Below are 22,848 nucleotides of genomic sequence, written 5' to 3' on the forward strand. Positions count from 1 at the left end.
ATTGTGATGATGCTTCTGTCAGTCATTTTAGTTCTTACCGCCTGTGGTGGAAACGTAAAGCAGCCGGATGAAAAGCAGAATCAAACTTCTAGTGAACAAAAGTCAGAGGAAACGAAAACAGTCAAAACGATTCATGGAGATATTAAGATTCCGGTTCACCCTCAGCGGGTTGTAGTGGATTTGTACCTGAATGATTTATTAGCACTAGGAATTAAACCTGTGGGAAGTGTTAAATATTATCTGGATAATCCGTTTTCGAAGGATCTTGTACAGGGAATTACAAGCATTGGAGACCGCGGCAGTGTATCCATTGAGAAAGTATTGACTCTGCAGCCAGATTTGATTCTGATTGGTTCCAAAGATGCTTCTGAATATGAAAAATACAGTAAAATTGCTCCGACCATCGTGATTCCTTATGGAACGTACAAGAATGTGCATGAGGAACTGACAGCTTTTGGTGATCTGCTTGGAAAAGAGCAGGAAGCCAAAACATGGCTTGCCCAATACGATCAGCGGATGCAGACTGCACGTGACAAGCTAAAGGGAATTGTTCAGCCTGGGGATACTTTCACCGTAATGGAAGCTTCGGATAAAGAATACTATGTCTATGGTGATAATTTTGGCAGAGGAGGACAGGCGGTATACAGAGGACTGAATTTGACACCTCCGCCGCTTGTCCAAAAAGAATTATTAGGTGAGACTCAATGGAAATCGGTGTCAAAAGAAGTCATTAATCAATATGCCGGCTCTTATATCTTTCTGACGGTTAACAAGGATTTGAGTGGTTACGAAGGAGACAGCATATGGAAAACACTGAATGCGGTCCGGCAAGGTAAGGTTTTTGAGCTCCAGGAGGATCGATATTGGTACTTCGATCCCATCGCTATTGTAGGGCAAGCTGAAGAAATCGCAGATATGATCGTCCAGCGGAATAAAGAGAACGCCGCACAGAAGTAGTCGCTTCGGTGTTGTTGGCAGCCCTTTGGTATTTATGCCGAAGGGCTTTATTTTTTCACAATAGGGCAGATCATTAGGCATTCCTCGAAATTTGCTATTGAAGCCGTTGCCACATTAATTTACAATAGTAAAGATTGCATGATAATAATTCTCATTATCAACATCATCTTCAACACAGTTCGTGATAGCTACATACTATTCAACAGTAAGGGTGAACAATAGTTATGAAATTATCAGAATCATCGGATAGCCCCGCTCAAAGTAATCATAACCAGTCGCCGACTCAATTCCACTCGCGACCTTGGGCGGCTTCGCTTATCCTGACAGCTGGGCTTGGACTTTTAGCGTTCGGTATCGCGCTATCCCTATCTTTTGGTGCAGCCTCTATTAGGCTAGAAGAGGTATGGAACGCCGTTTTTCATTTTAAACCCGAGTTACAAAACCATCAAATTATTTGGGAAATCCGTCTACCTCGGATTCTGGGTGGGGTTCTAATCGGAGTTTGCTTTGCCGTAGCAGGTGCAATTATGCAAGGAATGACCCGAAATCCGCTTGCTGACTCGGGCTTGCTTGGACTGAACTCGGGAGCCAGCTTGGCGATGGCGATTTGCTTTGCCCTTTTTCCCGGATCTTCCTTTTTACAGTTAATGTTGTATTCCTTTGTTGGTGCAGCTCTGGCTGTTGTGATGGTATATGGTACAAGCTCCATATCCAAATCAGGTCTTACGCCAGTTCGTCTTGTATTGGCGGGTGCAGCTGTCACGGCATTGCTGTCTGCCTTAGGAGATGCGATCAGTTTGTACTTTAATGTTGGACAGGATTTAGCCTTTTGGTATGCCGGAGGGCTTAGTGGAACCAAGTGGGTTCAGCTCGGTATAGTTTTGCCTTGGGTTGTGGCAGCTTTTATCGGCGCTCTCATGTTGTCGCGCTCCATTACGCTGCTTAGTTTGGGAGACGAAATTGCGTTAAGTCTTGGTCAGCGAACTGGGGTGGTAAAGGTAGTCGGGATGATTCTTGTTCTGATTCTGGCGGGTGCAGCGGTGTCGTTGGTTGGTTCTATAGGTTTCGTGGGATTAATTATTCCCCATATAACCCGCAAGCTGGTTGGCGTCGATTATCGCTGGATTATTCCATGCTCGGCCATTATGGGAGCTTTACTCATTGTGTTTGCCGATCTGGCAGCCCGTATGATTAACGCACCTGAGGAAACACCGGTGGGCGTACTTATTGCCTTAATTGGGGTTCCATTCTTCCTTTATCTGGCACGTAAAGAAAGGAGGGCGCTGTAAGATGAATAACGTTACGAATGGGGCTATTGCCAAAGCTAGTCATCGTAAAAAAATCCATGATTGGATGGTTGTAATTATTCTGCTCGTATTGCTCATTGCTGCGTTCACCATAAGCGCGAATACGGGAACCATCCGGCTTTCGCCAATGGAGCTATTTAGAACCTTGTTTGGACAAGGGACTCCACAGCAGGAATTAATCCTCTTTGAATTCCGATTGCCGCGAATGGTTATTTCTCTTCTAATCGGTGCAGGTCTCGCTGTTTCTGGCTGCATCATGCAAGGGGTCTCACGTAACGGCTTAGCGGACCCTGGTATTCTGGGGATTAATGCGGGCGCCGGGCTGATGGTCATGCTGTTTGTATTGCTTTTTCCATCTATGCAAACTACGAATTCATTGTTTTTACTTCCCGCTCTTGCGCTGATTGGATCAGGAGCAGCTGCTATTCTCATCTACGCGCTTTCTTACAAGAAAGGCGAAGGAATTTCCCCGACAAGGCTACTGCTGAGCGGAATTGGCGTAGCGGCGGGTATCAGTGCTGCGATGATCATTATGACTCTTAAGCTGACACCTGAAAGTTACACGTTTGTAGCTAATTGGTTAGCAGGAAGCATCTGGGGCTCAAACTGGAAATTCGTAATGGCTCTGTTGCCTTGGCTGATTGTATTGCTTCCTTTCGCATACTACAAAGCAAATGTGATGAATGTGCTTAATCTGGGAGATCAGACGGCATCGGGGTTGGGTACACCTATCGAAAAGGAACGTATTCTCCTTCTCGCTGCTGCGGTTGGATTGGCTAGTTCTAGTGTTTCGGTTAGCGGCGGTATCGGCTTTGTCGGTTTGGTGGCTCCACATTTGGCGAGAAAGCTGGTGGGTCCGAAGCATAAAATGCTGCTGGTAACCTGTGCTTTAGTCGGAGCACTCCTGGTACTTGTAGCGGATACGATCACACGATCCTTACCTTTACAGAAAGAAATACCGACAGGTTTGATTGTAGCCATCATTGGTGCGCCATACTTTTTATATCTGCTGAGTCGCTCCAAAGGGTAACATCACGAAAGGATACCACCTGTCAATTAATATAACCTTCAACACCACTAAGGAAGTGGGGCTGAAGGTTATTTTTTTCATTTGATTTAGCAGCCTTTCATCTCAACGGGAAGTATTCAAGGCATGAGAGGTTTGATGCAGCTCTCTGATCATTTTATGCAACGTGTAATTTTCCTGACGTGTCACGCCGTGTTGATTTTCCTGAACCAGCAACTGATGGATGTTTCGTTTTAGAATTTCACTTCGACGTTCCAGCATTTCGGTACTCATAAATAAATGAACACTCCCTTTGTCATGAATAAACCTACATTTTTGAAATGAGCATAGGCTGAATATAAGTTTGCCTTTCGACTTCTTTAAGTATATCGTGCTAGATGATCAAGGGAAAACGGAGCGAGACTGCAAATTACTTTTTCTCATCATCCATGCTGTGTCGACAGCGACTCACCCCATGAGTTCTTAGATATACTTCCTGATGCTGGCGATAACAGGAGATTAGACGTAATTAACTTCATGTATATAATTTGACTAGCTCATGTTTTTTGATATAAACGGATTTAGTGTATTAATCCATTTAAAATTTTGCTGAAAGCTATGGAGGGGAGCAACTAGAACTGCAAAGGTGTATTCAATGCAATCATTGGTTTATTCCATATCAGCGAGCTCAGTTAACCAAATTTTGCAGTTCTAAATGTCGGAGTCATTACAACTACCTAATGAAAAGAAAAGAATAAGAGGCTATAACATTTTGGAAGTGAGGAGATACAATAATGATTATTTAAAAATCAAATGAAGAAATTGAGATCATGAGGGGAGCTGGCCGAATTACGACTATTCTACGTCCGCACCACTTGCCTTTGAGGCCGAACTTTTCAAGTCCTGTGTGTACGCCGTAGACGTATACTGGAAGCCATGATCCGAATGAAGCACGGCTCCGGATACGTCTATTTTGTGTGCATTCATAATACCAATTTCTTTATACCCCGGACCGAAAAGATCCGGAATGGTGGAGAAATAGCTGCTTTATTATCATTATTTGTATTGTGGATATACCGGCTGAACGGCTACCTGCTCAGGATCATGACCGAAGAACAACAGATTCGGCTTAACCTCCTGCACAATCTGCTGAATGCGGGCGATTGACTGGCGTGCCTGTTCACGGTCAAAGCCGTCAAACGGCACGTCGTTTGCGTAATTCTCCTGCGTGTAGGCAACATCAATCGTCAGCATGACCGGACCCGATTCCTTTGTTGTGACCAGCGCGGACTGATGACCCGGCGAATGACCCGGAGTATAGAACAGTTGCAAACCTGGAACCAGCTCATGATCCCCTTGAAGCAGTCGGTAATTCAAGTCCGCCTGCACGCATTCCGGTGGCGCATACTCCAGATTACCGATCGCAGCGTCTGCTTCGGTCTGCTGCACATAAATCGGTGTATTCGGAAAATGCGGATTGCCTCCAGCATGATCCATATGCATATGAGAGATTACGATGGCATGGATATCGTCCGGTTGATAGCCGATCCGATCCAGTACAGCCACGATACTATCATCGGCTGACATATGGGGAATGAAGCGCCCTTCAAACGGTGTACTTTTAAAATAATTTGGATTGTTGATAAACGAATCCGGCATACCGGTATCAATGAGAATCGGACCGTGATCTGTCTCCAGCAGATACGACCAGATTTGCAGGCGCACCAGTTCACCGGGCTGTGCATGATGGTTGAGTGAGGAGCGATCAATATCAAGCTGACCGATCGGTAACCAGTACAATTTGTTAATCATACAATCATCCTCCAATCTTAGTTTACATAATAATTATTATGTAGTTATGAATCAGGGTTTCGGCTGACAGAAAGTGATGTTTGTATTTTCGTTTGTAAGATCCGGGTGCTGGAGCCTCATGCTGTCGTTGTAATCTCACTCTTTCGAAAATTAATTTTTAATAGTTTAAATGATAAGGCATGTAGGCGTCCAGCAGAAATTTGCCCAGAAGCTGGATCACACGGTCATCATCTCGAAAATCGGTGAAATTCTTGGTGATCCACTGCTGCTATTGGGTGAAAATTACCAGGCTATCATATGGAGATGGTGCACGCGCCGGAAGATGATCCGGATAGCGAGCTGGAAACTGCATATGATATTCATGTTTTGGCCGCTATGGCGATTTTGACTGCTACCGATCGAGAGCAGCGCCCCAGCTTGCTGATGAAGTAGAGAAGTGGTGCTGCATGCAAGACTATTGGCTATTTAGTTTTGTTTTGGATATGAATGAATTACATTCGGAGAACTTTTCTTGAGCGTGTTTTAATTTGTCTACATTGTGGGATCGACCCCCTCTGACCCTATGCCACCCCGTTAAGTGCTTTGAAATGTCTGCTTGAAGGCGATACCAGGCTGGACAAGAGGGGAGCGCTTTATTTATACTTAAAAAGCGCTTAAAAAACAGCGTATAATATAAATTATACGCTGTTTAGGTTTAAAACGACTTTTAGAATCCCTCCTGCATAAGATGTCGATTGGATTGTCGATAAAAATCAGACGAAAATGATCGTTTTACAGTATATTTCGGAATATGAACTGAATTGGAGGCGAACGGGATGAAAAAAGAGTTACGACATGTGGGGCTCGATACAACTGAAGAAACTGATGAAATATATACTGAGGAGCTGGAAGCTTTTTTGATCTGGATGAAGGATGCGGGATATACGATACATACGCAAAAAAATTATATGGGGGATGTAAAGCAATTTTTACGCACGTTGCGTGAAAAACCACTCGATCAGGTGAAGAAGATTCATGTTATGTCGTATTTGTCTAAAGCGCGGGAGGGAGGCGCCGGAGATAGTACGCGGAACCGGAAGCATGCAGCGGTGAACAGTTTTTTTAAAGCGCTACAGGAATTTGAGTTATGCAGCACAAATCCGGCAGCGGGAATTAAAAAAGCAAAAACTGAAAAGAATCGTATGCCCGTCTATCTGGATGAAAAGGATATTCATCCGTTTTTGCTCGCGGTGGAGGGGAAATATGCAAATCGTAATATGGCTATTTTTCTGCTGATGGTCTACATGGGATTGCGGGTGGGGGAGGTTCATTCATTGAATGTCTCGGATTACAGCCGAGAAAGACGTACCTTAGATGTGTTCGGTAAAGGACGTAAGTGGCGTACTCTCCCGGTACCGGAAGCCGTATGTGATTTTGTAGAGCATGCGTTGGAGGAAAGATTGACGCCGTGGAGAGGTAAAGAGGATGCGATGTTCATATCCCAAAAAGGCCGCCGTCTGGCAGTGCGCACCATTCAACAGATCGCTACAGAAACGTTCGAACGATTCCAGCAAGATAAGAGTATAGATCGCCGGGAGGCTTATTCCAGCCATAAGCTGAGACATACATTTGCGACAATGCTATTACGTAAGGGAGCAGATCTGCGTACCGTACAGGAGCTACTGGGGCATTCATCCATTCAGACAACCACAGTATATACACATGTCACTGATCGGGAAAAAGAAAAAGCAATGGATAAGCTGGATATTCAGATACCGATATCAGGATTGTAAGTATAGCATGAAAGTTGAGATTAAATGAAAAATAGTTTACATAATAATCATTATGTAAACTCGTCAGAGGAAATTACATCCTGACTTGAAAATCACATCAACGGCTTTAGGTCATTATGATCATGAACGTAGTATTCTTTTTCATAGCGTTAGTTTTGTTTTTGATTGATTTGCTCCAACCTGATACTGATTAGCTGCCACCCAATCATTTTGCGCATACGATTCAATTTTGGTTCTTCAACAGCATTCTTCAATAGATTAGCCTCCTTATTTTAGCGATCATCTTATGTTAAGCATGAGAATAATTCAGAATAAGCTGGAAAGCAATAGTGAATTAAAGGTTAGTACGATATTACCTTGACAAAGGTAATATTTTACTGCAAAATTAGTGAAACAAATTTATAAATATGGTTTATAAAGTTGTTTTATGATGTTATAAAAAGAAGGTGCTATGTATGGAAAAAGCTAATACAAATTTAATTAAAGAAATAAATCTGAACCTGGTTCGCAAAGTATTGAAACAGATCAGTAAGACAACAAAACCCCAACTAGCCGCATTGACTGATTTAAGTGTGGTAACTATCAATACCCTTATGCAGGAATTGCTTAATAATGGAGAGATCTTTGAAGATGAAATCGTCCCTTCAAACGGAGGCAGGCATGCGTTAACCTATCGTTTTAATTATGAGTATAGTCTAGCACTGATTATACATATTAACGAAAAACAAGGGACAGATGTAGTGTGTACTACGGTAGTGAATTTAAATGAGGATGCTCTGATGAAAGAAGAGCATCCCTTTCAAATTTTTAATGCTACACAATTTTATTCCACGATTCAAGACATCATTTCCCTCTATCCTTCCATTAAAGTTATTGGAATAGGAATCCCGGGACAATCTGTAAATGGAGAAATTACAGTCAGCAGTCATGAAAGATTAAATGGAATTCGGTTGGCAGAGGATGTGCAAAGCAAATTTGGTTTGCCGGTTATTGTGGAGAATGACGTAAATGCCGCTGTATGTGGTTACGTCTATAGAGAACAAATAGATGAAGATCAATGTGTACTGGCTATTTATTTTCCTGAGAATTCTCCACCAGGAATGGGGATTTATTTGCGAAATGGGGTTTTAAAAGGCAAACATGGATTAGCTGGTGAAATCAAATTCCTTCCGTCGATAGTTTGGGATGAGAGCAAGGGAACGGAAGTTTTCTTCAATAGTATATGTGAAATTATTCAAATATTACAATCTGTATTTGATCCTGATCGAATTGTGATCTATAGAGAGAATATAGAAGAAGTGTCTTTCTTTCATTTTTTAGAATCCTACAAATCTAAACATAAGATGCCTTTGTACCCTGAGGTTATTTTCTCAGATTTATTTTATGAAGATTTTAAAACAGGGTTGAGAGGGTTAACTCTAAAAGAATTGGAACGTCCAATCATTGTCTTTAAATAATGTATATATGTGTAGTGAAGAGAGGGAGAGAAATGATGGCAACGTGTTGCCGCGATACAAAATCCCATAACCGAAATCCAATCAGACTACTCACAGAGAGATCACAATACTGTACAAGTTAAGAACATCCCCAAACAAAAGCTAATTCGAATGAAAGGAGTTAAGGACACGCTTATTGCTTTTTTGTTTTATTGTGGTGTGGAAGCCATGGTGGGCTTATGGGGAGCCAGCTATTTGGTAGGGGCCAGAAACATTACAGCCGAAACTGCAGCTGGCTGGATATCCTTATACTACGGTGGAATTACGATAGGCAGGCTTATTACGGGGTTCGTAACTTTAAAAATAAATAATCGTATGTTAATTCTGGCTGGCCAACTTACTGCAATTACAGGAGGACTCATTTTGTTGCTTCCTTTTTATGCTGTTCAGTTCAGAACAAGTGAATCGTACATTGAAAAAGAGAACTTCGAACGGTTAACCCAAGATTATATCTTAAATCATAAACACCCATGACAATAACGTGCTTTTCTATAAATTATCACTTGACCTGAAACGCGTTTCATCAGCTAAAGTAAACGTGTAACCTAAAAGAGAAAGCGAGGGCACTCTATGATCTCACTGATTTTACTTTGCTCAGTTATATGGGTTGGTACTTATTGGTGCTTAGCATTATCCGGGCAGCCTAAGGAAGTAAAACCTTACCGCTCCATCGATGATTTTTTTGAATAACTTTGTATGTACACTTAATAAAGAGGCTTTTTTTACTCGCTTTATTAATATGTTTAATTAAATGGTTTAATAAGTGTACAGGGTATGTAATGCACCTATTAAATGAATGTTTGAAGATTTTAATAGAGATTTTGATGTTGATCCATGGAAAGAAAATGAAAAGCCGTAAATTAAACTTGGCTAATAAAGATCTTTATATATTAAGGGAGGATTTATATATGTTTAAACTGGTAGTAAGTGATCTGGATGGTACTTTTCTGAATAATAGTGGCACTTTCGATGTCGATTTATTTAATCAGGTGTATGGAGAAATGCAAGAAAGTAATATTTCCTTTGTAGCCTGTACAGGCAAGCAGTGTGAAAGAGTAGAAGAATTATTTGGCGAGCACGGAAAAGGGATCTGGATCTTAGGGGACAGTGCTACGCGGATTAAAAAGGATGGAGTCGTCGTCAAAGAGTTTACGATTGAACGCAATTTAGCATTACAAGCGATAAGAGATATCGAAAGTTTTTCCAATGACTTCATTATCATAGCATGTACAACGGAAGCAGCATTTGTTCATTCATATATTCAAGACGAATACTATAAAATTGTGAAAGGCTCGTACAAAGAAGTGATTAAGATTGATTCATTTGATCAAATCAACAGTAGCTTTCTTAAAATAACTGTATATGATCCATCTGGAAAAAGTTCCTTATTAAGAAAACATGTTGAAAAGACTCTAATGGATCAAATTTATATCGTTGATTCTGAAGCAAATTGGCTGGATATTACAGCACTTCATACCCATAAAGGGGAGACGGTAAGAAAACTCCAAGAGATATTGGGGGTTACTGAGGATGAGACCCTGTCTTTTGGAGATGGTGAAAATGATGTGGAACTTATGAGTATAGCAAAATATAGTTTTGCTATGAAAAACGCATGTGAGAATACTAAAAATGCTGCCAGTTTTATCACTAAATCCAACGAAGAAAACGGTGTCTTATTAACGATAAAAAAAATGATGGATTTACAAAAACAATAATATTAATTATCGTTATGGAGAGAAGACCCCAAATTGCCTCATGAAAGGACTATACGTAGCATGAAAAATAAAATACTGGTTTTTGATATTGGTGGCTCTTTTATTAAATTTAGTTTGTATTTTCAAGGTGAATTTATGTGCAAGGGGAAAGTTAAAACTCCATTGGACTCACTTGAGAATCTGCTTGTAGCTTTGAAGCAAATTCATAATCAGTTTATGGATGAATGTGAAGGTATAGCCGTCAGTATGCCAGGTATTGTGAATTCTGAAAGCGGTCACATGGTGCATGGCGGTTCATTAAGATATATAAATGATATAAATATGCTTGACGTTTTTAAGAAAGCGTTTCACAAGCCTGTAGCGATTGAAAATGATGGAAAGTGTGCTGCTCTTGGAGAAGCATGGCGTGGTTCATTACAAGGGATTACCGATGGTGTCGTTCTGGTCGTTGGAACAGGGATGGGCGGTGGAATCATCTCTCAAGGGAAATTGTTGAAGGGCCATCATTTATCAGCTGGGGAGTTCTCCTTCATTAGAACGAACAACGAAAATGCAGACAATGATGATTACTTGCTTGGTATGCAAGGGAGTAGTTTTGTTTTAACTAAAACCGTTGCGAAAGCCAAAGACCTTCCTGCAGATTCTATGACAGGTGAAAAGATATTCAAGTTCATTGAAGAAGGTGATGGCACGGTCCAAACGATTTTTCGAGAATACTGTAGGAACATCGCAACACAAATCATTAATTTGCAATCCATACTTGATCCTGAAAAGTTTGTAATTGGGGGAGGCATATCTGAAAATCCATTACTGGTTATTACCATTAGGGAAGAGCTAGAAAAGCTTTATAAGGATTCTTTCTATAATTTTGTGCGTGCAGATATTGAACAAAGTAGATTAGGCAATGAAGCGAATTTGCAAGGTGCTATATATAACTACAAACAATCCTATCATCTTGAATGATAACAAAAGTTATATTTCGATGAGCGCGGGATTGAGTATTACAAACAAATAAAATAACAATAAAAGAGCGTGCCTTAACTTTGGACACGCTTTTTTTGCATTACAGACGTTTGATATAGGAGCTTTATATAATGAAGCTGGATTGAAGGTTAGAAGCCGAGTTTTACATGAACTTTGGATGTCTGATTTATCTTGTCCCTCTCTAGTAAGGAATCATTAAGTTTACATAATATATATTATGTTTTTTGTGTGGTAAAATCTGCAAGTGGATCACTCTTATCAAGTGTCCGCTTGCAGATTCAAGTTTCACTGACAATATAAAAATAACTTATTTTTTATATTGAGAATATACGCATGCGTCTATATTTCATTTTCCGGGGGAGATTCAATCATCACTCCTTCGACATGCTTGCGTCCCAGCAGTTTTCGTTTTTTGCGGTTTTCCTTGGTTTCTAAAACAATATCCAGATCATAGTCGTCAGGATACAATTCAGTAGCAGCGATGTGAAGGGCGAGCCTCTTTTTGTTTATGGTTAGCTTCTGTCCTTGGATTAAAATCCCGACATTCCCCCGTTCATCCTCGGTTTTGTATACAATTCCAGTTCGATCCAGGTAGCCTACATAAACACTATCACCAAGGGCAAATGGCTTGGTTTTGAGAGGAATTTCTTGTTTCCCCCGTTTTGTGACTGTACCGTCTAAAGCTGCTTTTTTAGGGAGAGGCTTATTTGCATCATCAGACTTTTCATCATCTACAGAAGGGGGAATAACAAACGATTCCTGTGTTTTCCGAGACACTCTGCCTGCAGAAATGGCCTCAGAACGCTCGATAATACGTGTCCACATGCCCAGCTTCAAGGCAATCGCATATGCATAGCTTTCTCCGGCCTCTCCAATGCGAAGTCGGTACAATGGTTGCAGCGTTTCGGTATCAAACTCCATACGAGCATTCTGAAATCCCGGTGTGTTTTCAGCAAAATGCTTGATTTCGCTAAAGTGGGTTGTAGCCACTACTGTCGCCCGGCGACGGTGGAATTCTTCTAGCAACGCGATAGAGAGGCCTACTCCTTCTCCCGGATCGGTACCAGATGCCATCTCGTCAATCAGGATCAGAGTAGAGTTGCCCGTCGTTTCTAAAATGCTAATCATGTTGCGGATGTGTGCAGAAAAGGTGCTCAAAGCATGTTCAATGCTTTGTCCATCCCCGATGTCAACCACAATTTCCTCGAATACAGCCATTCGGCTGCCATGCAAAACAGGTACCAGTAGCCCAGATTGCACCATTAATGTTAATAGACCGACGCTTTTGAGGGCCATCGTTTTTCCGCCTGTGTTCGGTCCGGTGATGATGAGTGAGGAATATCCTTCACCAATTGAGAAATCAAGCGGCACCATGGTATTGGACATCAACGGGTGACGTGCACCTCGGATGTCTATAATCCCGTCAAGGTTAAGTTCGACAGGGACAGCATCCAGAGTCATGGCGTATTTGGCTTTTGCCAATAAAAAATCCAGTACACCTACCGTCTCTGTATTGATGCTTAGTTCCCGATTGTATAACTCAGCCATTGCCGTCAGGTCTCCCAGTACTTTCATTTCTTCTTTTGATTCTTCTGCCATGTTCGCGCTCTGATCGAATTGCAGATTCGTGATCTCGGCAGGTTCAACGTAAACCGTTTGACCACTTCCCGATTCATCCAGTACATTGCCTTTCACTTGTTTACGGAATTCTTTTTTGATTGGAAGCACGTAACGGCCATTGCGCTGACTAATCATATTTTCCTGCATAATGGATCGGTGACGGCTGGTGAGAGAGTCAAGTTTCCTCTTGATACGTTCTTCAGTAACCGCAATTTTTTTGCGAATTTTAGCTAGTTCTTTACTGGCGATATCCGTCACACGTCCCGAATGAATACATCTTTCGATTTCGGAAAGAAGTGGCTCCATGCTATACATGGAAGATGCATAAGCGCTGACGGTTGGAGCAGCGTCCGCCTTGGAATGCATATATTTTATTAGTTGAATGCAGCTTCTAATGAATTGGGCCATATGAGAAAAATCGCGCTCGCTGAACATATACCCGGTTCCAAGCAGATGAAGAATGTGCTCCATTCCTTCCAACGAAGGAACAGGGACGCTTGCTCCATGGCGAATGATCTGTAAGGCTTCGTTCGTTTCGTCAAGACGAATCTTAATTGTACGGATATCAGTAATTGGGCGCATAGAAGCAGCGTGACGCTTACCCAGATAAGAAAAAGCACATTCGGAAACTCTTGTTTTAATTTGATCATATTCCAAACGCAGCATTGTAGTTTCGTTCATGAATAAATCGCTCCTTTAGTTGTGTAGTGTCAGGATTTTGGAAACCTTGCTGTTAAAATAAAAAAGGGCGGAGAATGAACAAAACGTTCATTCTCCGCCCTTAAGGAAAGAGGGAATTTATCATCAAATAAGCCTGTTATGCAGCTTTTGTAGTTCCGAGTTCCGTGTTTCCAATTTATTCACGCAACAGCTCTTTTCTAAGCTATTTGGATCGAATGGAAGACGTTTAAAGGGAAGTTACAAAATCTGAAAACAAAAAAACCGCGCTGAACACAGCACGGAATAGGGCCTGGATGAAGATAATCCCGAAGGCGATTTATGATATCCGCATGTTCTTAACTAATATCAGGGTAACAACAAAGCAACAAACAAACCTGTCCCCGAAGGATACAAGCGCCTGATGATACTCCCTGAATATGCAATTGCTTAGTTAAGAACGTTCACCGACATCAAAATCTCTCCCTTAATTGAAGATATAACCATACTATACGATTGGACAGGCGTTGAAGTCAAGGTCGACTTCTTTAATTCGATACAATGGTGATCATAAAAATAACATAATATATATTATCCTGAATTTCGAAAGCCCGTAAGATCAAAGAAGCCAGAGACTCACCGCTCAAAAAACCTGTAAGAATCAGGGTGTATTAACAGGGGGAATATTCCAAAACGGCTTACCAGCACGTAGATTCCGGAAGAATTCCAGACGAAACCTTGCAAACGTGTAGCCCCTATGAACCGGTTCGCAGCAATCTTGTTTGAATCGCTCGTACAGGTTATAGGCCAGTAATTTGACGAGCAGGTCAATTTCATTGGCTTCAAAAGAGCCCGTGGCGATTTTATCGATGGCAAATCCGCACTTGGCTTCCTGGATGTAGTTTTCCATACAACACCGCTGGTTGTAAAAGCGCCACAAATCGATGGATTCCCACTCCAGGCTCGTGACGATCGCTTCATACTCCCAATCGGTATCCAGCAGGAGACAAGCTTGGTCGTCCTGAACGACTTTCGCCTTGCGGATGACGGCGACCCGCCGCGGTTTCTTCCAAGACGTGGCTTGGTACCAAAGGGCGATGCCTTCAATGATCCAGTCTTCGTCCACGTAATGTTTCCAATACCGACAAGCGGCCACTTCAGCCGCCAAACGTTTGGTCCATTTCATTTTGCCCACATAGCCGATCTGCCGTCCTTTCCAGAGCGAATAGAAGTCTTCGCCGCCAAAGCCCTTGTCAAACCGGGCGTATTGGACCGGGTGCTGACCTAAGAGGTCAAAGGTCTCTTTCAGAAAAGGGGCGGCCTCGGTGGACGAGTGAACGTTTCCTGCCCGTAGCACGGCATTCAGGCAAAGGCGGGACTGTCCTTCAAAAGCGAGCAAGGGATGATAGCTTTTGCGCCCCGGCTTATGGGCATTCACGCCTTTCGCCGCTTGGGCCTGATTGCCGTAGACCGTCTCCACGATCGAATCCAAATCGAGAATGAGCTTGGAGGGCAGACAAGGCCGGATCACTTCGAGGTTCACTTGCCGGAGTTCCCTTCGTACATTAGGATTCGTTTTTCCCAGCCGATCCAGTTCCTTGTACAGAAGCGAGTGGTGTGGACAGCGTCCACCGAGAAACCGCTGAAGGAGGGAGTCCTTTTGCTATCGACGAAAGTGAAACAGACGCTCACAGCCCAGTATCCAGCCGACGATGAGGTGTAGCAGAATGCGGTGCACTGGGAACAGTGCATTGTGAGTTTTGCCTCCGGATAAGGTTTGGAGCACAAGGCTCAGTTTAATTTTTTCGAGATAATCGAGGAAGATCTTGCTTCCTCCGATGTTTGTGGACTGGTTTAGGGAAAATTAGGTCTTGATTTTATGGATGGGTGTGGTAGACTTCACCTAAAAGGTGCTCCTCTCTTTGGGTGATTTTGTTCTCGACAAACACCATTCTACCAAAGATTTGAGCCCTTTTTTTATTTTTTATAGAAGGTTACTTTCAGGATAATGTACAATTGGTTAAAAGGTAAATTTCCTAATGCATTTGTGGAATTTGAAGTGTATATCCCCACTACAAGGCAAATAGCAGATATTTATGTTGAGCATCAAGATGGGGAGTATGAGGGAATGAAATGGGCTTTTGAATTTCAGCATAGCCCCTCTTACCATTGCCCAATGGGAAGAACGTCATAATTTATTTGAGTCCGTTAGTATTCAAGATTTCTGGATCTTTGATAAGTCCAAATTCATGAAATTTTCTTCGGCTAGAGACTATACAGATGCTAGAAAAAGAGTGGATTTCGATGAATACATTTATAAAAAAACAGGTTTGGTATACTTTCTCGATGTCGAAGAAGCCAACCTTAACCATTGAGTTCAATTACTCTTTAACATCAAGAACGACCAATGTAAACGGCCACGATAGAAAACAATATTTTACTTATCATAATCCTGAAGATATTTCGGTTCCAATATCTAATGTGAGAGTAAGAAAATGCAAAACATACGATTACTGTGTTTTGGTTTCGGATAGTTTAGAACCATTCATGGAAGATCGATTGAGATATATCCTGAATCTTCTTTTACAAAAAAGTTTACAAGAGCGGGAAGAACTTTTTCTAAAAAAACTGCAAGAAATGGTTAGCTTTGCTAGCGCTATCTATGGAGAAAAGTTTATGAATCGCTTAAAGGTAATTATTGGGGATAGTGATAGGGAATTTTCTTATTATCAAACTTCAGTAGGTTCATTTGATGACGGATCTTATGATAAAGAGAGAACTTCAATAAATTTAAAGATAGCGAAGATATTTCATTAAGAGCATTAACAAAGCTTATTTCCCCTAGTGATTTTGTGCTGATTGGTGCTTTAAAGAGACAGGGGGACATGACTCTACGAGAGTATGTAACAAGTAAACACAAAAATGAGATCTCGTTAGTGGAGTATGTGTATACAGAGCACAGAGACACTCTGGATAGATTAACAAGGAGAAATAAAATCTTCGTAAATAAAATGCTGGAAGAGGTTAATATCAAGCTTTGTGTTCATGGTGGTGCACGTACTTCTACGGACTATGCAATTCAATATTTATACCTTGATTCTATTTACGAAGTGGAGAATTGCATCAACAAGATTAAGGAATTATTATTTATATCAGATCCGTTTGCGTAATTCTGATCATCAATTGTTTAAAAATAGCCTACAATAGCCGGTACCAAAGAATCCTGAATCATGAAATTCATGAACACCGCATAAGAAGAAAGATTTTGCGCTGGTTGTTGATATTATTTATCCGAAAGGAATAAATGTTCGTATATTTATCTGTTCTAAATTGACACTGACGCCCATAACTCGACCGCTATTGAAGGGCATACCAGCTTGTTAAATCCAGAATTCCCCAAGGCGTTGCTCAAGCTCTTATTCCAGCGTATCCGGAACTGGAGAGGCGCTTTGAGCGCGACTTTTTTTGTCAATTCGAGTCCATGCGGTTCTTGTGTTATATAAATGCAGTCCATTTAAAGAGGTTGGGAGGTATAAAGATGCCAAAAACGATATTAGTTGTAGACGACGATGAAGAAATCGTAAAACTCATCACAAAGAGTTTAAGGTACGAGCAATTTGCAATAATTTCGGCATGTTCCGGGAAAGAAGCCTTATCTGCATTGGAAGAAAATCACATTGATTTCATCGTTCTTGATATAGTGATGCCTGATATGGATGGACTTGATGTCTGCAGAAGTATCCGAAATTCTTATAATGTCCCAATTCTGTTTTTAAGTGCGCGTGATAAGGACATTGATAAAATCGTCGGGCTCGAAATAGGAGCAGACGATTACATGACCAAACCTTTCAGTATTCAGGAGCTTGTCTCCAGGATAAAGGCTCACTTCAGAAAAGTGGACAGGCTTTTTAAAGAGTGGGATGAACTTAGTCCCAGTAACGAAAAGGCGGATGCTCCGCTCATTTTGAACGATAAGACGTTTGAAGCATTTCTGAATAGCAGGAAGCTCGACTTATCAACGAAGGAATTTCAGATTCTGTCTATCCTCATGCGCCACCCCAATCATGTATTGACTCGTGAGCAGATATATGAAAACGTCTGGGGAGACGAATACGGAGAAATAAATACCGTAACGGTTCATATAAAAAATATCCGTAAGAAACTTGGTTCTGAATATGACTTTATTAAAACAATATGGGGCATAGGATATAAATACACGGAAAGAGAGCAATAGTATGAAACTGAAAATAAAGCTTCCTCTTTTGTTCCTGCTGATGTTTATAATATTCATGTTTTCGATTGGAATGTATCTGAAGCTTGTCTTTGCAGTATATTCCCCTATACGCAGTTCATTGCTGGACTCGCGATATATAGCATTGCTCCTGCCCATATTTGCAATTGCCTGTTTCATATTTATTATTCTGATTATCTATATTCATTTTTGCATAGAGAAACCCATTCAGCTTCTGAATACCAGGCTTGAAGAAGTAAATATTGTACATCCACTGCCTCCGCTAGCTCTGAGAAGTAATGATGAGATCGGAGAACTTTATAAGCACTTCAATAAGATGGAGCATCGGCTTCAACTCGCGCACAAAGAGCAGATCGATATGATCGCGGCAATTGCCCACGACTTGAAAACACCCTTGACATCTATTAATGGTTTTACTGAACTGCTGGCTACACACAAGGATTTACCAGAAACTGAAAAGCAGGAATATTATGATTTGATTCAAAGGAAGTCAGGATATATGGTCGAACTCATCAATGATTTCTCCAGTTTCACCAAAGAAAAACTGGAGTTGGAATCTATGGTAGCTAAACCTGTAAAAGCATCAAAATTATTTGAAAACATTGCCCTTGAATATGAGTATGAGTTGGCGGGACTTGACAACGAGCTTACTTGCCGCCATTCATTCACGGAAAATATATTGCTGATGGTCAATGAACCGATGATACGTCGGGTTTTCGGCAACCTCTTTAGCAATGCTGTAAGATATGGAGGGAAAAATAAACTGAAAGTGTATATGACCGGATACCCGCTAGGACAGTATGCCTTTTTTCAAATCGAAGATAATGGAATTGGAGTGCCGGATAAGGATATATCTTCTCTGTTCCTCAAATTTTTCACTGTGGATAAATCGCGGCAAATCCAAAAGGGCGGGCTGGGTCTGGGTCTTGCAAGCTGTAAATCCATTATTGAACATCATAGGGGCGAAATTTGCGCCTACCCTTCCGAATATGGCGGTTTGGGGATAAGATTCAGCCTTCCCTTGGCCGCACAACACTGATTTTATTTTTGCACATTTTCTTTTACTACAGGAGTTAAAGGCTGCTGCCAGGTGTGAACACCCAGGCAGCAGCCTTTTTTGTTTTTTCAGCGGTTTATAGTTTTTTATATTCTCTTTATAAACATTTATTTTTCTTTTAAAGAAGCTTTATCTTTGTGTTGTAAAAATTACTTGTAGTAAAAAAACTACAATCACTAGAACTGGAAAAGGAGGATGTTGCAATGTCAATTGAGTTCAGCCGTTGGCCCAATAACTACATGATGTCATACCAAGTCACCAAAGCTTTAGGTATGGCAAGCCTCGGTGCTACGGACGTCACCGAGATCTACGAGGCCTGCAAAAAAATCGACCCCGATGACAAGGACACGTGGCACAGGGAATGGCTCATAACGGCTCAGGCATTGGAAAGACACGGCAAGGAGGCCGAAACGGCTGGAAACTGGTATACAGCACGAAACTGCTACATTCGTGCCTGCAATTACTACAGAATTGCGGAATATGTGGTGATGGATGATGACACCGAGAAAATCCGTATATTTAAGAAAGTAAATGAACTCTTCGAAGCTGCCGGAAAGTACTTCGATGTCCAACCGGAGAAGATCCATGTCGATTTCGAAGATGTCAAGTTGGATGGTTACTTCTTCTCCCCTTCCTGGATAAAAGGTCCGAAGCCGACCCTTTTTGCTCTTAACGGTGGCGACGAGTGGTCAATTGAAAACTATTTCTGGCTAGGTCCCGCTTTTATTTCGTGTGGATATAACTTTCTGGTCTATGACCAGCCTGGCACCGGCCTCTCGCTGTACGAAAAGGGAAAAGGAAGACGAGCGGACAGTGAGGCTTTCCATTCCCGAGCAATCGACTTTCTTCTAACGCGGCCGGAAGTCGATCCCGATAAGATTATCGTGCACGGGGAGAGTTTTGCGGCTTACGACTCGCTGCGATTCGCTTCGTTCGATCACAGGATTGCTGCCGTCATCTCCGACGGCGGTACGCACGCCTTCGACTGGGATGGCATGCTTAAATGGATGCCGCCGAGTCTGGCCGCACACGGCATGAGAATTCTGGGGGCAAAAAGCTTGGAGGATTTTGCGGGGAATCCGCGTTTTGCCTATGATCTTGAGGGCGTGCTCCACCAGATAGAATGTCCGCTTCTTGTAATGCACGGAGCAGAAGAGATATTGGTTCAGCCAAATCCGCTGACACAAGCCTTGAAGAATTACGAGCAAGCGGGTTCGAAAAACAAGACGTTCTACCCGATAGAGGATAGACGACTTGGCGGATTAGAACACTGTCAGGTAGACAACATCAACGTGCTGCATGAGGTAGCGCTGAATTGGCTCTGCTCAATTGGGCTTGGGCCAGCCTCGCCTCGCTTAAGCGATTGCCAGGACATCATAAAGTAGATTTATTGAAAAATTTCTGATTGAGCTTGTTCAGGAGTGTCGTACTTAGAATCCTGAATAAGCTCTCTCTTTATGGAGGAGTTGAAGGCTATGAGTATTTTATCAAAGGAAAAAAATGGAGGAACGCCCGCCATACAAATTGAGGGAGTGCACAAAAAATTTGGCGACTATATCGCATTGAACAATCTTTCGCTGGAGGTGAGCCGAGGAGAGATATTTGGATTTTTGGGACTGAATGGCGCTGGAAAGACAACGACCATAAAGATGCTCTTGGCGATGCTCAAGCCAACCTCCGGCAAGCTCTATATGTTAGGTGAAAAGGTCGATGCCGGAAACTATAAATTATGGGACAAGGTTGGATATTTGGAGGAGGCTACTTTTTATCCCGATTTAACTGTAGTTGAAAATCTTGACATAGCACGACGCATGCAAGGGGTGCCTGACAAAGATTCCGTAAATCGGGTTATCTATAAGTTGGGGCTTGAGCCGCACAAACAGAAAAAGGCAAAGAATCTTTCTTTAGGAAACAAACAGCGCCTGGGACTTGCGAAAGCAATGATTCACAATCCGGAAATTCTAATATTGGATGAGCCGATAAATGGCCTCGATCCCGCAGGCGTGGCGGAGATACGGAATATGTTATATGGCCTAGCGAAAAATTTCGGCGTAACTGTTTTTATATCCAGCCATCTGTTAGAGGAGCTCTCGAAAGTTTCCACACGCATTGGGATTATTCACAATGGCCATCTTGTTAAAGAAGTCGCAATGGATAAGCTGGAGCAATCGTTACAGAAAAACTTAGTGGTGAATGGCCGCGACAAACATGCCTTAAAGGAGGTGCTTGAAGAGCATGGATATGAATTTGAGGAGACAATAGACGGCTATATTAAACTAACCGATGACCACGCAGCGGATAGTCCTGAACGACTGGCCGAACTGCTGGTTAAATCCAATCAACCGCCAACATTGCTTCGAGTGATTACGGAGGATTTGGAAGGATATTTTCTCCGCACAATTGGTATGACAAGGGGGAATATATAATGAATATTTTTTCTGTCTTACATTGTGAGATTCGCAAGATTATCCGCGCCAATGTGTTTTGGTTGGTATTTCTTATTTTTGCATTTGGGCCAATCATGATGGGTGTCGGAATTATTTTATCCAGTGACGCCGGCGGCATCAATTGGAAAATGTATTTAACCGAATTGCTTGATAGTCTTGCCCCGCTGGGACTTATCGGGTACACCTTTATCGCGGCATGGGTATTTGGACGAGAGTTTTCGGATAAAACAATTAAAGATTTGCTTGCAAAGCCCGTTTCCAGATCGAAAATTGTACTGTCCAAATTTCTTGTAATTTTAGCATGGAGCCTATTACTTTCCATGTATATGTTTGCCATAGGTTTTGCCGTGGGGGGTATTCTAGGAGTTGTGGGCGGGTCAGCTTCTTTTATTTGGAATATCTTCTTTAAATTCATTATAACATCGCTATTGTTTATTATTGTTACCACACCAGGCACTCTTCTGGCCAATGTGAGCAAGGGATACTTGGCACCATTAGGACTCATCCTGATAATCGTCATTCTCTCAAATGTTTTGGCCTCTTTTGGATTCGCCCCCTATTTTCCGTGGACCATCCCGTCGGTATTTCAAAGCACCGGGTTTTTAAAGTTGAGTAGTATAATCATTCTTGCGTCTACGGGAATAGCCGGAATAGTCGGAACATTTGCCTGGTGGAGATTTGCCGAGCAGCAATAAACGCGCTACATGCACTGAGTTGTAGATATATCAATTATGAAAAGGAACAACAATCTCTCCGCTGCTCGCACGTTCATGCTTGACGATAAACTAAGCGCTGGATTGGAGAGTGTACCACCATATCTATCAAAGCGGCCGTAAACTTTATAAAACTGCCAGTGACAAAGGGCATAAATATAACGATCAGAGCAAGTTTTCGAGAATTATTGAATCCAACGGCTCGCATTATTTCATTTCATTACATTAAATTATCCCGGTATTGTCAAATTGAATATGGAAGATCACCGTATAGAAATTATAGACGAGCGGATAGAACCCGTTCAAAAGATGATCTTTGACCCTGAGCGCGGCTATTTGTCCAACAGTGTTTAGGAGGAGGCGCTGTTTGGATGGAGGAAGCCGGTCTTGCAGTGGAACTGAAAAACATGCCGAGTATACGGTTCCCGAAGAACTGCGGCTTAAATTCGAGGAGCGACCGGTCCTAAAAACGGCGTTTGAAGCGTTGACGCTCGGACGCCAGAGAGCGTATCTGCTGTATTTTTCAGAACCGAAGCAGTTCAAAACGCGCGTTTCAAGGGTTGAAAAATACACACAGCCCATTCTGGAGGGCAAAGGGTTGAACGATTAGAACGGACAAATGGATCGGATAGTCTCAAGAAATACGAAAGGCGAGGAACATCTGCCGAAGAGCAGGTGTTTTTTGCTTAGAATTACAGAGGGAGCAGCAACGATTTTTCAAGAATACTATAGAAACATTGCAACTCAGATTATTAATTTACAAACAATTCTTACCCTGAAAAGTTTGTAATTGGGGGAGGCATATCTGCGAATCCTTTACTCGTTGTTACCATTAAAGAAGAGCTAGAGAAGCTATATCTAGATTCGATCTTAAATTTTGTACGTGCAGATATTGAGCAAAGTAAATTAGGCAATGAAGCCAATTTGCTAGGCGCTATATATAACTACAAGCAAACACATGATCTTGAAGTATGACATTCATTTTATTTTGACGGGTGCATAATTGAGAAAAATAAACCGTTACAAAAAAGAGTGCCTTTAACCTGAGACACG

General features: G+C 41.9%; 20 protein-coding genes and 3 pseudogenes. 18 read left to right on the forward strand and 5 right to left on the reverse strand.

Going from position 1 to position 22,848, the window contains the following annotated elements; all coding sequences use genetic code 11:
• Positions 1-6 precede the first annotated feature (6 nt).
• The 3 genes from MHB54_RS25770 (at position 7) to MHB54_RS25780 (ending at position 3,294) form a co-directional block, all read left to right on the forward strand.
• Positions 7-957, forward strand: coding sequence for an ABC transporter substrate-binding protein (locus MHB54_RS25770; RefSeq protein ID WP_413630616.1), 951 nt, complete (start codon positions 7-9; stop codon positions 955-957).
• Positions 958-1,181: 224 nt separating this feature from the next.
• A complete protein-coding gene (locus MHB54_RS25775) occupies positions 1,182-2,246 on the forward strand; it encodes a FecCD family ABC transporter permease (protein ID WP_025720646.1) in 1,065 nt (354 codons plus the stop codon).
• Between the two features lies 1 nt (position 2,247).
• Positions 2,248-3,294, forward strand: a complete 1,047-nt coding sequence (locus MHB54_RS25780) for a FecCD family ABC transporter permease (protein ID WP_053325571.1) — start codon at positions 2,248-2,250, stop codon at positions 3,292-3,294.
• Positions 3,295-3,396: 102 nt separating this feature from the next.
• Here MHB54_RS25780 and MHB54_RS25785 read toward each other — a convergent pair whose 3' ends face one another.
• From MHB54_RS25785 to aiiA, 3 genes are all read right to left on the reverse strand, one after another.
• A complete protein-coding gene (locus MHB54_RS25785; RefSeq protein WP_007432475.1) occupies positions 3,397-3,564 on the reverse strand; it encodes a hypothetical protein in 168 nt (55 codons plus the stop codon).
• Between the two features lie 561 nt (positions 3,565-4,125).
• Positions 4,126-4,257 (reverse strand): hypothetical protein, encoded by a 132-nt coding sequence (locus MHB54_RS25790; protein WP_256703484.1) that lies wholly within the window; start codon positions 4,255-4,257, stop codon positions 4,126-4,128.
• A gap of 69 nt (positions 4,258-4,326) precedes the next feature.
• Positions 4,327-5,082, reverse strand: coding sequence for a quorum-quenching N-acyl homoserine lactonase AiiA (gene aiiA / locus MHB54_RS25795; protein WP_071558670.1), 756 nt, complete (start codon positions 5,080-5,082; stop codon positions 4,327-4,329).
• A 297-nt stretch (positions 5,083-5,379) separates the two neighbouring features.
• Between aiiA and MHB54_RS25800 the strand changes: the two genes are divergently transcribed.
• The 6 genes and pseudogenes from MHB54_RS25800 (at position 5,380) to MHB54_RS25825 (ending at position 11,028) form a co-directional block, all read left to right on the forward strand.
• On the forward strand, positions 5,380-5,514 hold the full coding sequence (locus MHB54_RS25800) for a hypothetical protein (RefSeq protein WP_023988918.1): 135 nt from the start codon (positions 5,380-5,382) through the stop codon (positions 5,512-5,514).
• A 383-nt stretch (positions 5,515-5,897) separates the two neighbouring features.
• Positions 5,898-6,854, forward strand: coding sequence for a tyrosine-type recombinase/integrase (locus tag MHB54_RS25805; RefSeq protein WP_264453709.1), 957 nt, complete (start codon positions 5,898-5,900; stop codon positions 6,852-6,854).
• 455 nt (positions 6,855-7,309) lie between these two features.
• The gene (locus tag MHB54_RS25810) at positions 7,310-8,311 is read left to right on the forward strand and encodes an ROK family protein (protein WP_028541673.1); all 1,002 of its coding nucleotides are present in this window, start codon (positions 7,310-7,312) and stop codon (positions 8,309-8,311) included.
• A gap of 36 nt (positions 8,312-8,347) precedes the next feature.
• Positions 8,348-8,725 (forward strand): annotated as a pseudogene (locus MHB54_RS25815) (MFS transporter); the annotation flags it as partial.
• A gap of 533 nt (positions 8,726-9,258) precedes the next feature.
• Positions 9,259-10,065 carry an HAD family hydrolase gene (locus MHB54_RS25820; RefSeq protein ID WP_264453710.1) on the forward strand — a complete coding sequence of 269 codons (807 nt, stop codon included), beginning with the start codon at positions 9,259-9,261 and terminating at the stop codon, positions 10,063-10,065.
• Positions 10,066-10,125: 60 nt separating this feature from the next.
• A complete protein-coding gene (locus MHB54_RS25825) occupies positions 10,126-11,028 on the forward strand; it encodes an ROK family protein (protein WP_023988912.1) in 903 nt (300 codons plus the stop codon).
• A 360-nt stretch (positions 11,029-11,388) separates the two neighbouring features.
• Here the strand turns inward: MHB54_RS25825 and MHB54_RS25835 are convergent, their stop codons facing one another.
• Both MHB54_RS25835 and MHB54_RS25840 read right to left on the reverse strand, forming a co-directional pair.
• Positions 11,389-13,350 (reverse strand): endonuclease MutS2, encoded by a 1,962-nt coding sequence (locus MHB54_RS25835; RefSeq protein WP_023988911.1) that lies wholly within the window; start codon positions 13,348-13,350, stop codon positions 11,389-11,391.
• Positions 13,351-14,044: 694 nt separating this feature from the next.
• Positions 14,045-15,229 (reverse strand): annotated as a pseudogene (locus tag MHB54_RS25840) (IS1380 family transposase); the annotation flags it as partial.
• 105 nt (positions 15,230-15,334) lie between these two features.
• Here MHB54_RS25840 and MHB54_RS28795 point away from each other — a divergent pair.
• The 9 genes and pseudogenes from MHB54_RS28795 (at position 15,335) to MHB54_RS25880 (ending at position 22,770) form a co-directional block, all read left to right on the forward strand.
• On the forward strand, positions 15,335-15,520 hold the full coding sequence (locus tag MHB54_RS28795) for a competence protein CoiA family protein (protein ID WP_028541667.1): 186 nt from the start codon (positions 15,335-15,337) through the stop codon (positions 15,518-15,520).
• Positions 15,521-15,606: 86 nt separating this feature from the next.
• Complete coding sequence (locus MHB54_RS25845) at positions 15,607-16,143, forward strand: hypothetical protein (protein WP_053325564.1); 537 nt, start codon at positions 15,607-15,609, stop codon at positions 16,141-16,143.
• 721 nt (positions 16,144-16,864) lie between these two features.
• Positions 16,865-17,560 (forward strand): response regulator transcription factor, encoded by a 696-nt coding sequence (locus MHB54_RS25850; RefSeq protein ID WP_013310135.1) that lies wholly within the window; start codon positions 16,865-16,867, stop codon positions 17,558-17,560.
• A gap of 1 nt (position 17,561) precedes the next feature.
• Positions 17,562-18,617, forward strand: coding sequence for a HAMP domain-containing sensor histidine kinase (locus tag MHB54_RS25855; RefSeq protein ID WP_028541664.1), 1,056 nt, complete (start codon positions 17,562-17,564; stop codon positions 18,615-18,617).
• A 221-nt stretch (positions 18,618-18,838) separates the two neighbouring features.
• On the forward strand, positions 18,839-20,020 hold the full coding sequence (locus MHB54_RS25860) for an alpha/beta hydrolase family protein (protein ID WP_264453711.1): 1,182 nt from the start codon (positions 18,839-18,841) through the stop codon (positions 20,018-20,020).
• Between the two features lie 90 nt (positions 20,021-20,110).
• Entirely contained in the window at positions 20,111-21,061 is a 951-nt protein-coding gene (locus MHB54_RS25865) for an ABC transporter ATP-binding protein (protein WP_264453712.1), read from the forward strand.
• Positions 21,061-21,777: an ABC transporter permease gene (locus MHB54_RS25870; RefSeq protein ID WP_069080623.1), complete on the forward strand. Its 717-nt coding sequence runs from the start codon at positions 21,061-21,063 to the stop codon at positions 21,775-21,777. The genes MHB54_RS25865 and MHB54_RS25870 overlap by 1 nt, the downstream gene beginning before the upstream one ends.
• A gap of 380 nt (positions 21,778-22,157) precedes the next feature.
• Positions 22,158-22,405 (forward strand): annotated as a pseudogene (locus tag MHB54_RS25875) (YdeI/OmpD-associated family protein); the annotation flags it as partial.
• 221 nt (positions 22,406-22,626) lie between these two features.
• A complete protein-coding gene (locus MHB54_RS25880; RefSeq protein WP_264454832.1) occupies positions 22,627-22,770 on the forward strand; it encodes a hypothetical protein in 144 nt (47 codons plus the stop codon).
• Positions 22,771-22,848: the final 78 nt, after the last annotated feature.

The sequence above is a fragment of the Paenibacillus sp. FSL M7-0802 genome (genome assembly GCF_038004945.1).
In the GTDB taxonomy this organism is placed as follows: domain Bacteria; phylum Bacillota; class Bacilli; order Paenibacillales; family Paenibacillaceae; genus Paenibacillus; species Paenibacillus polymyxa_B.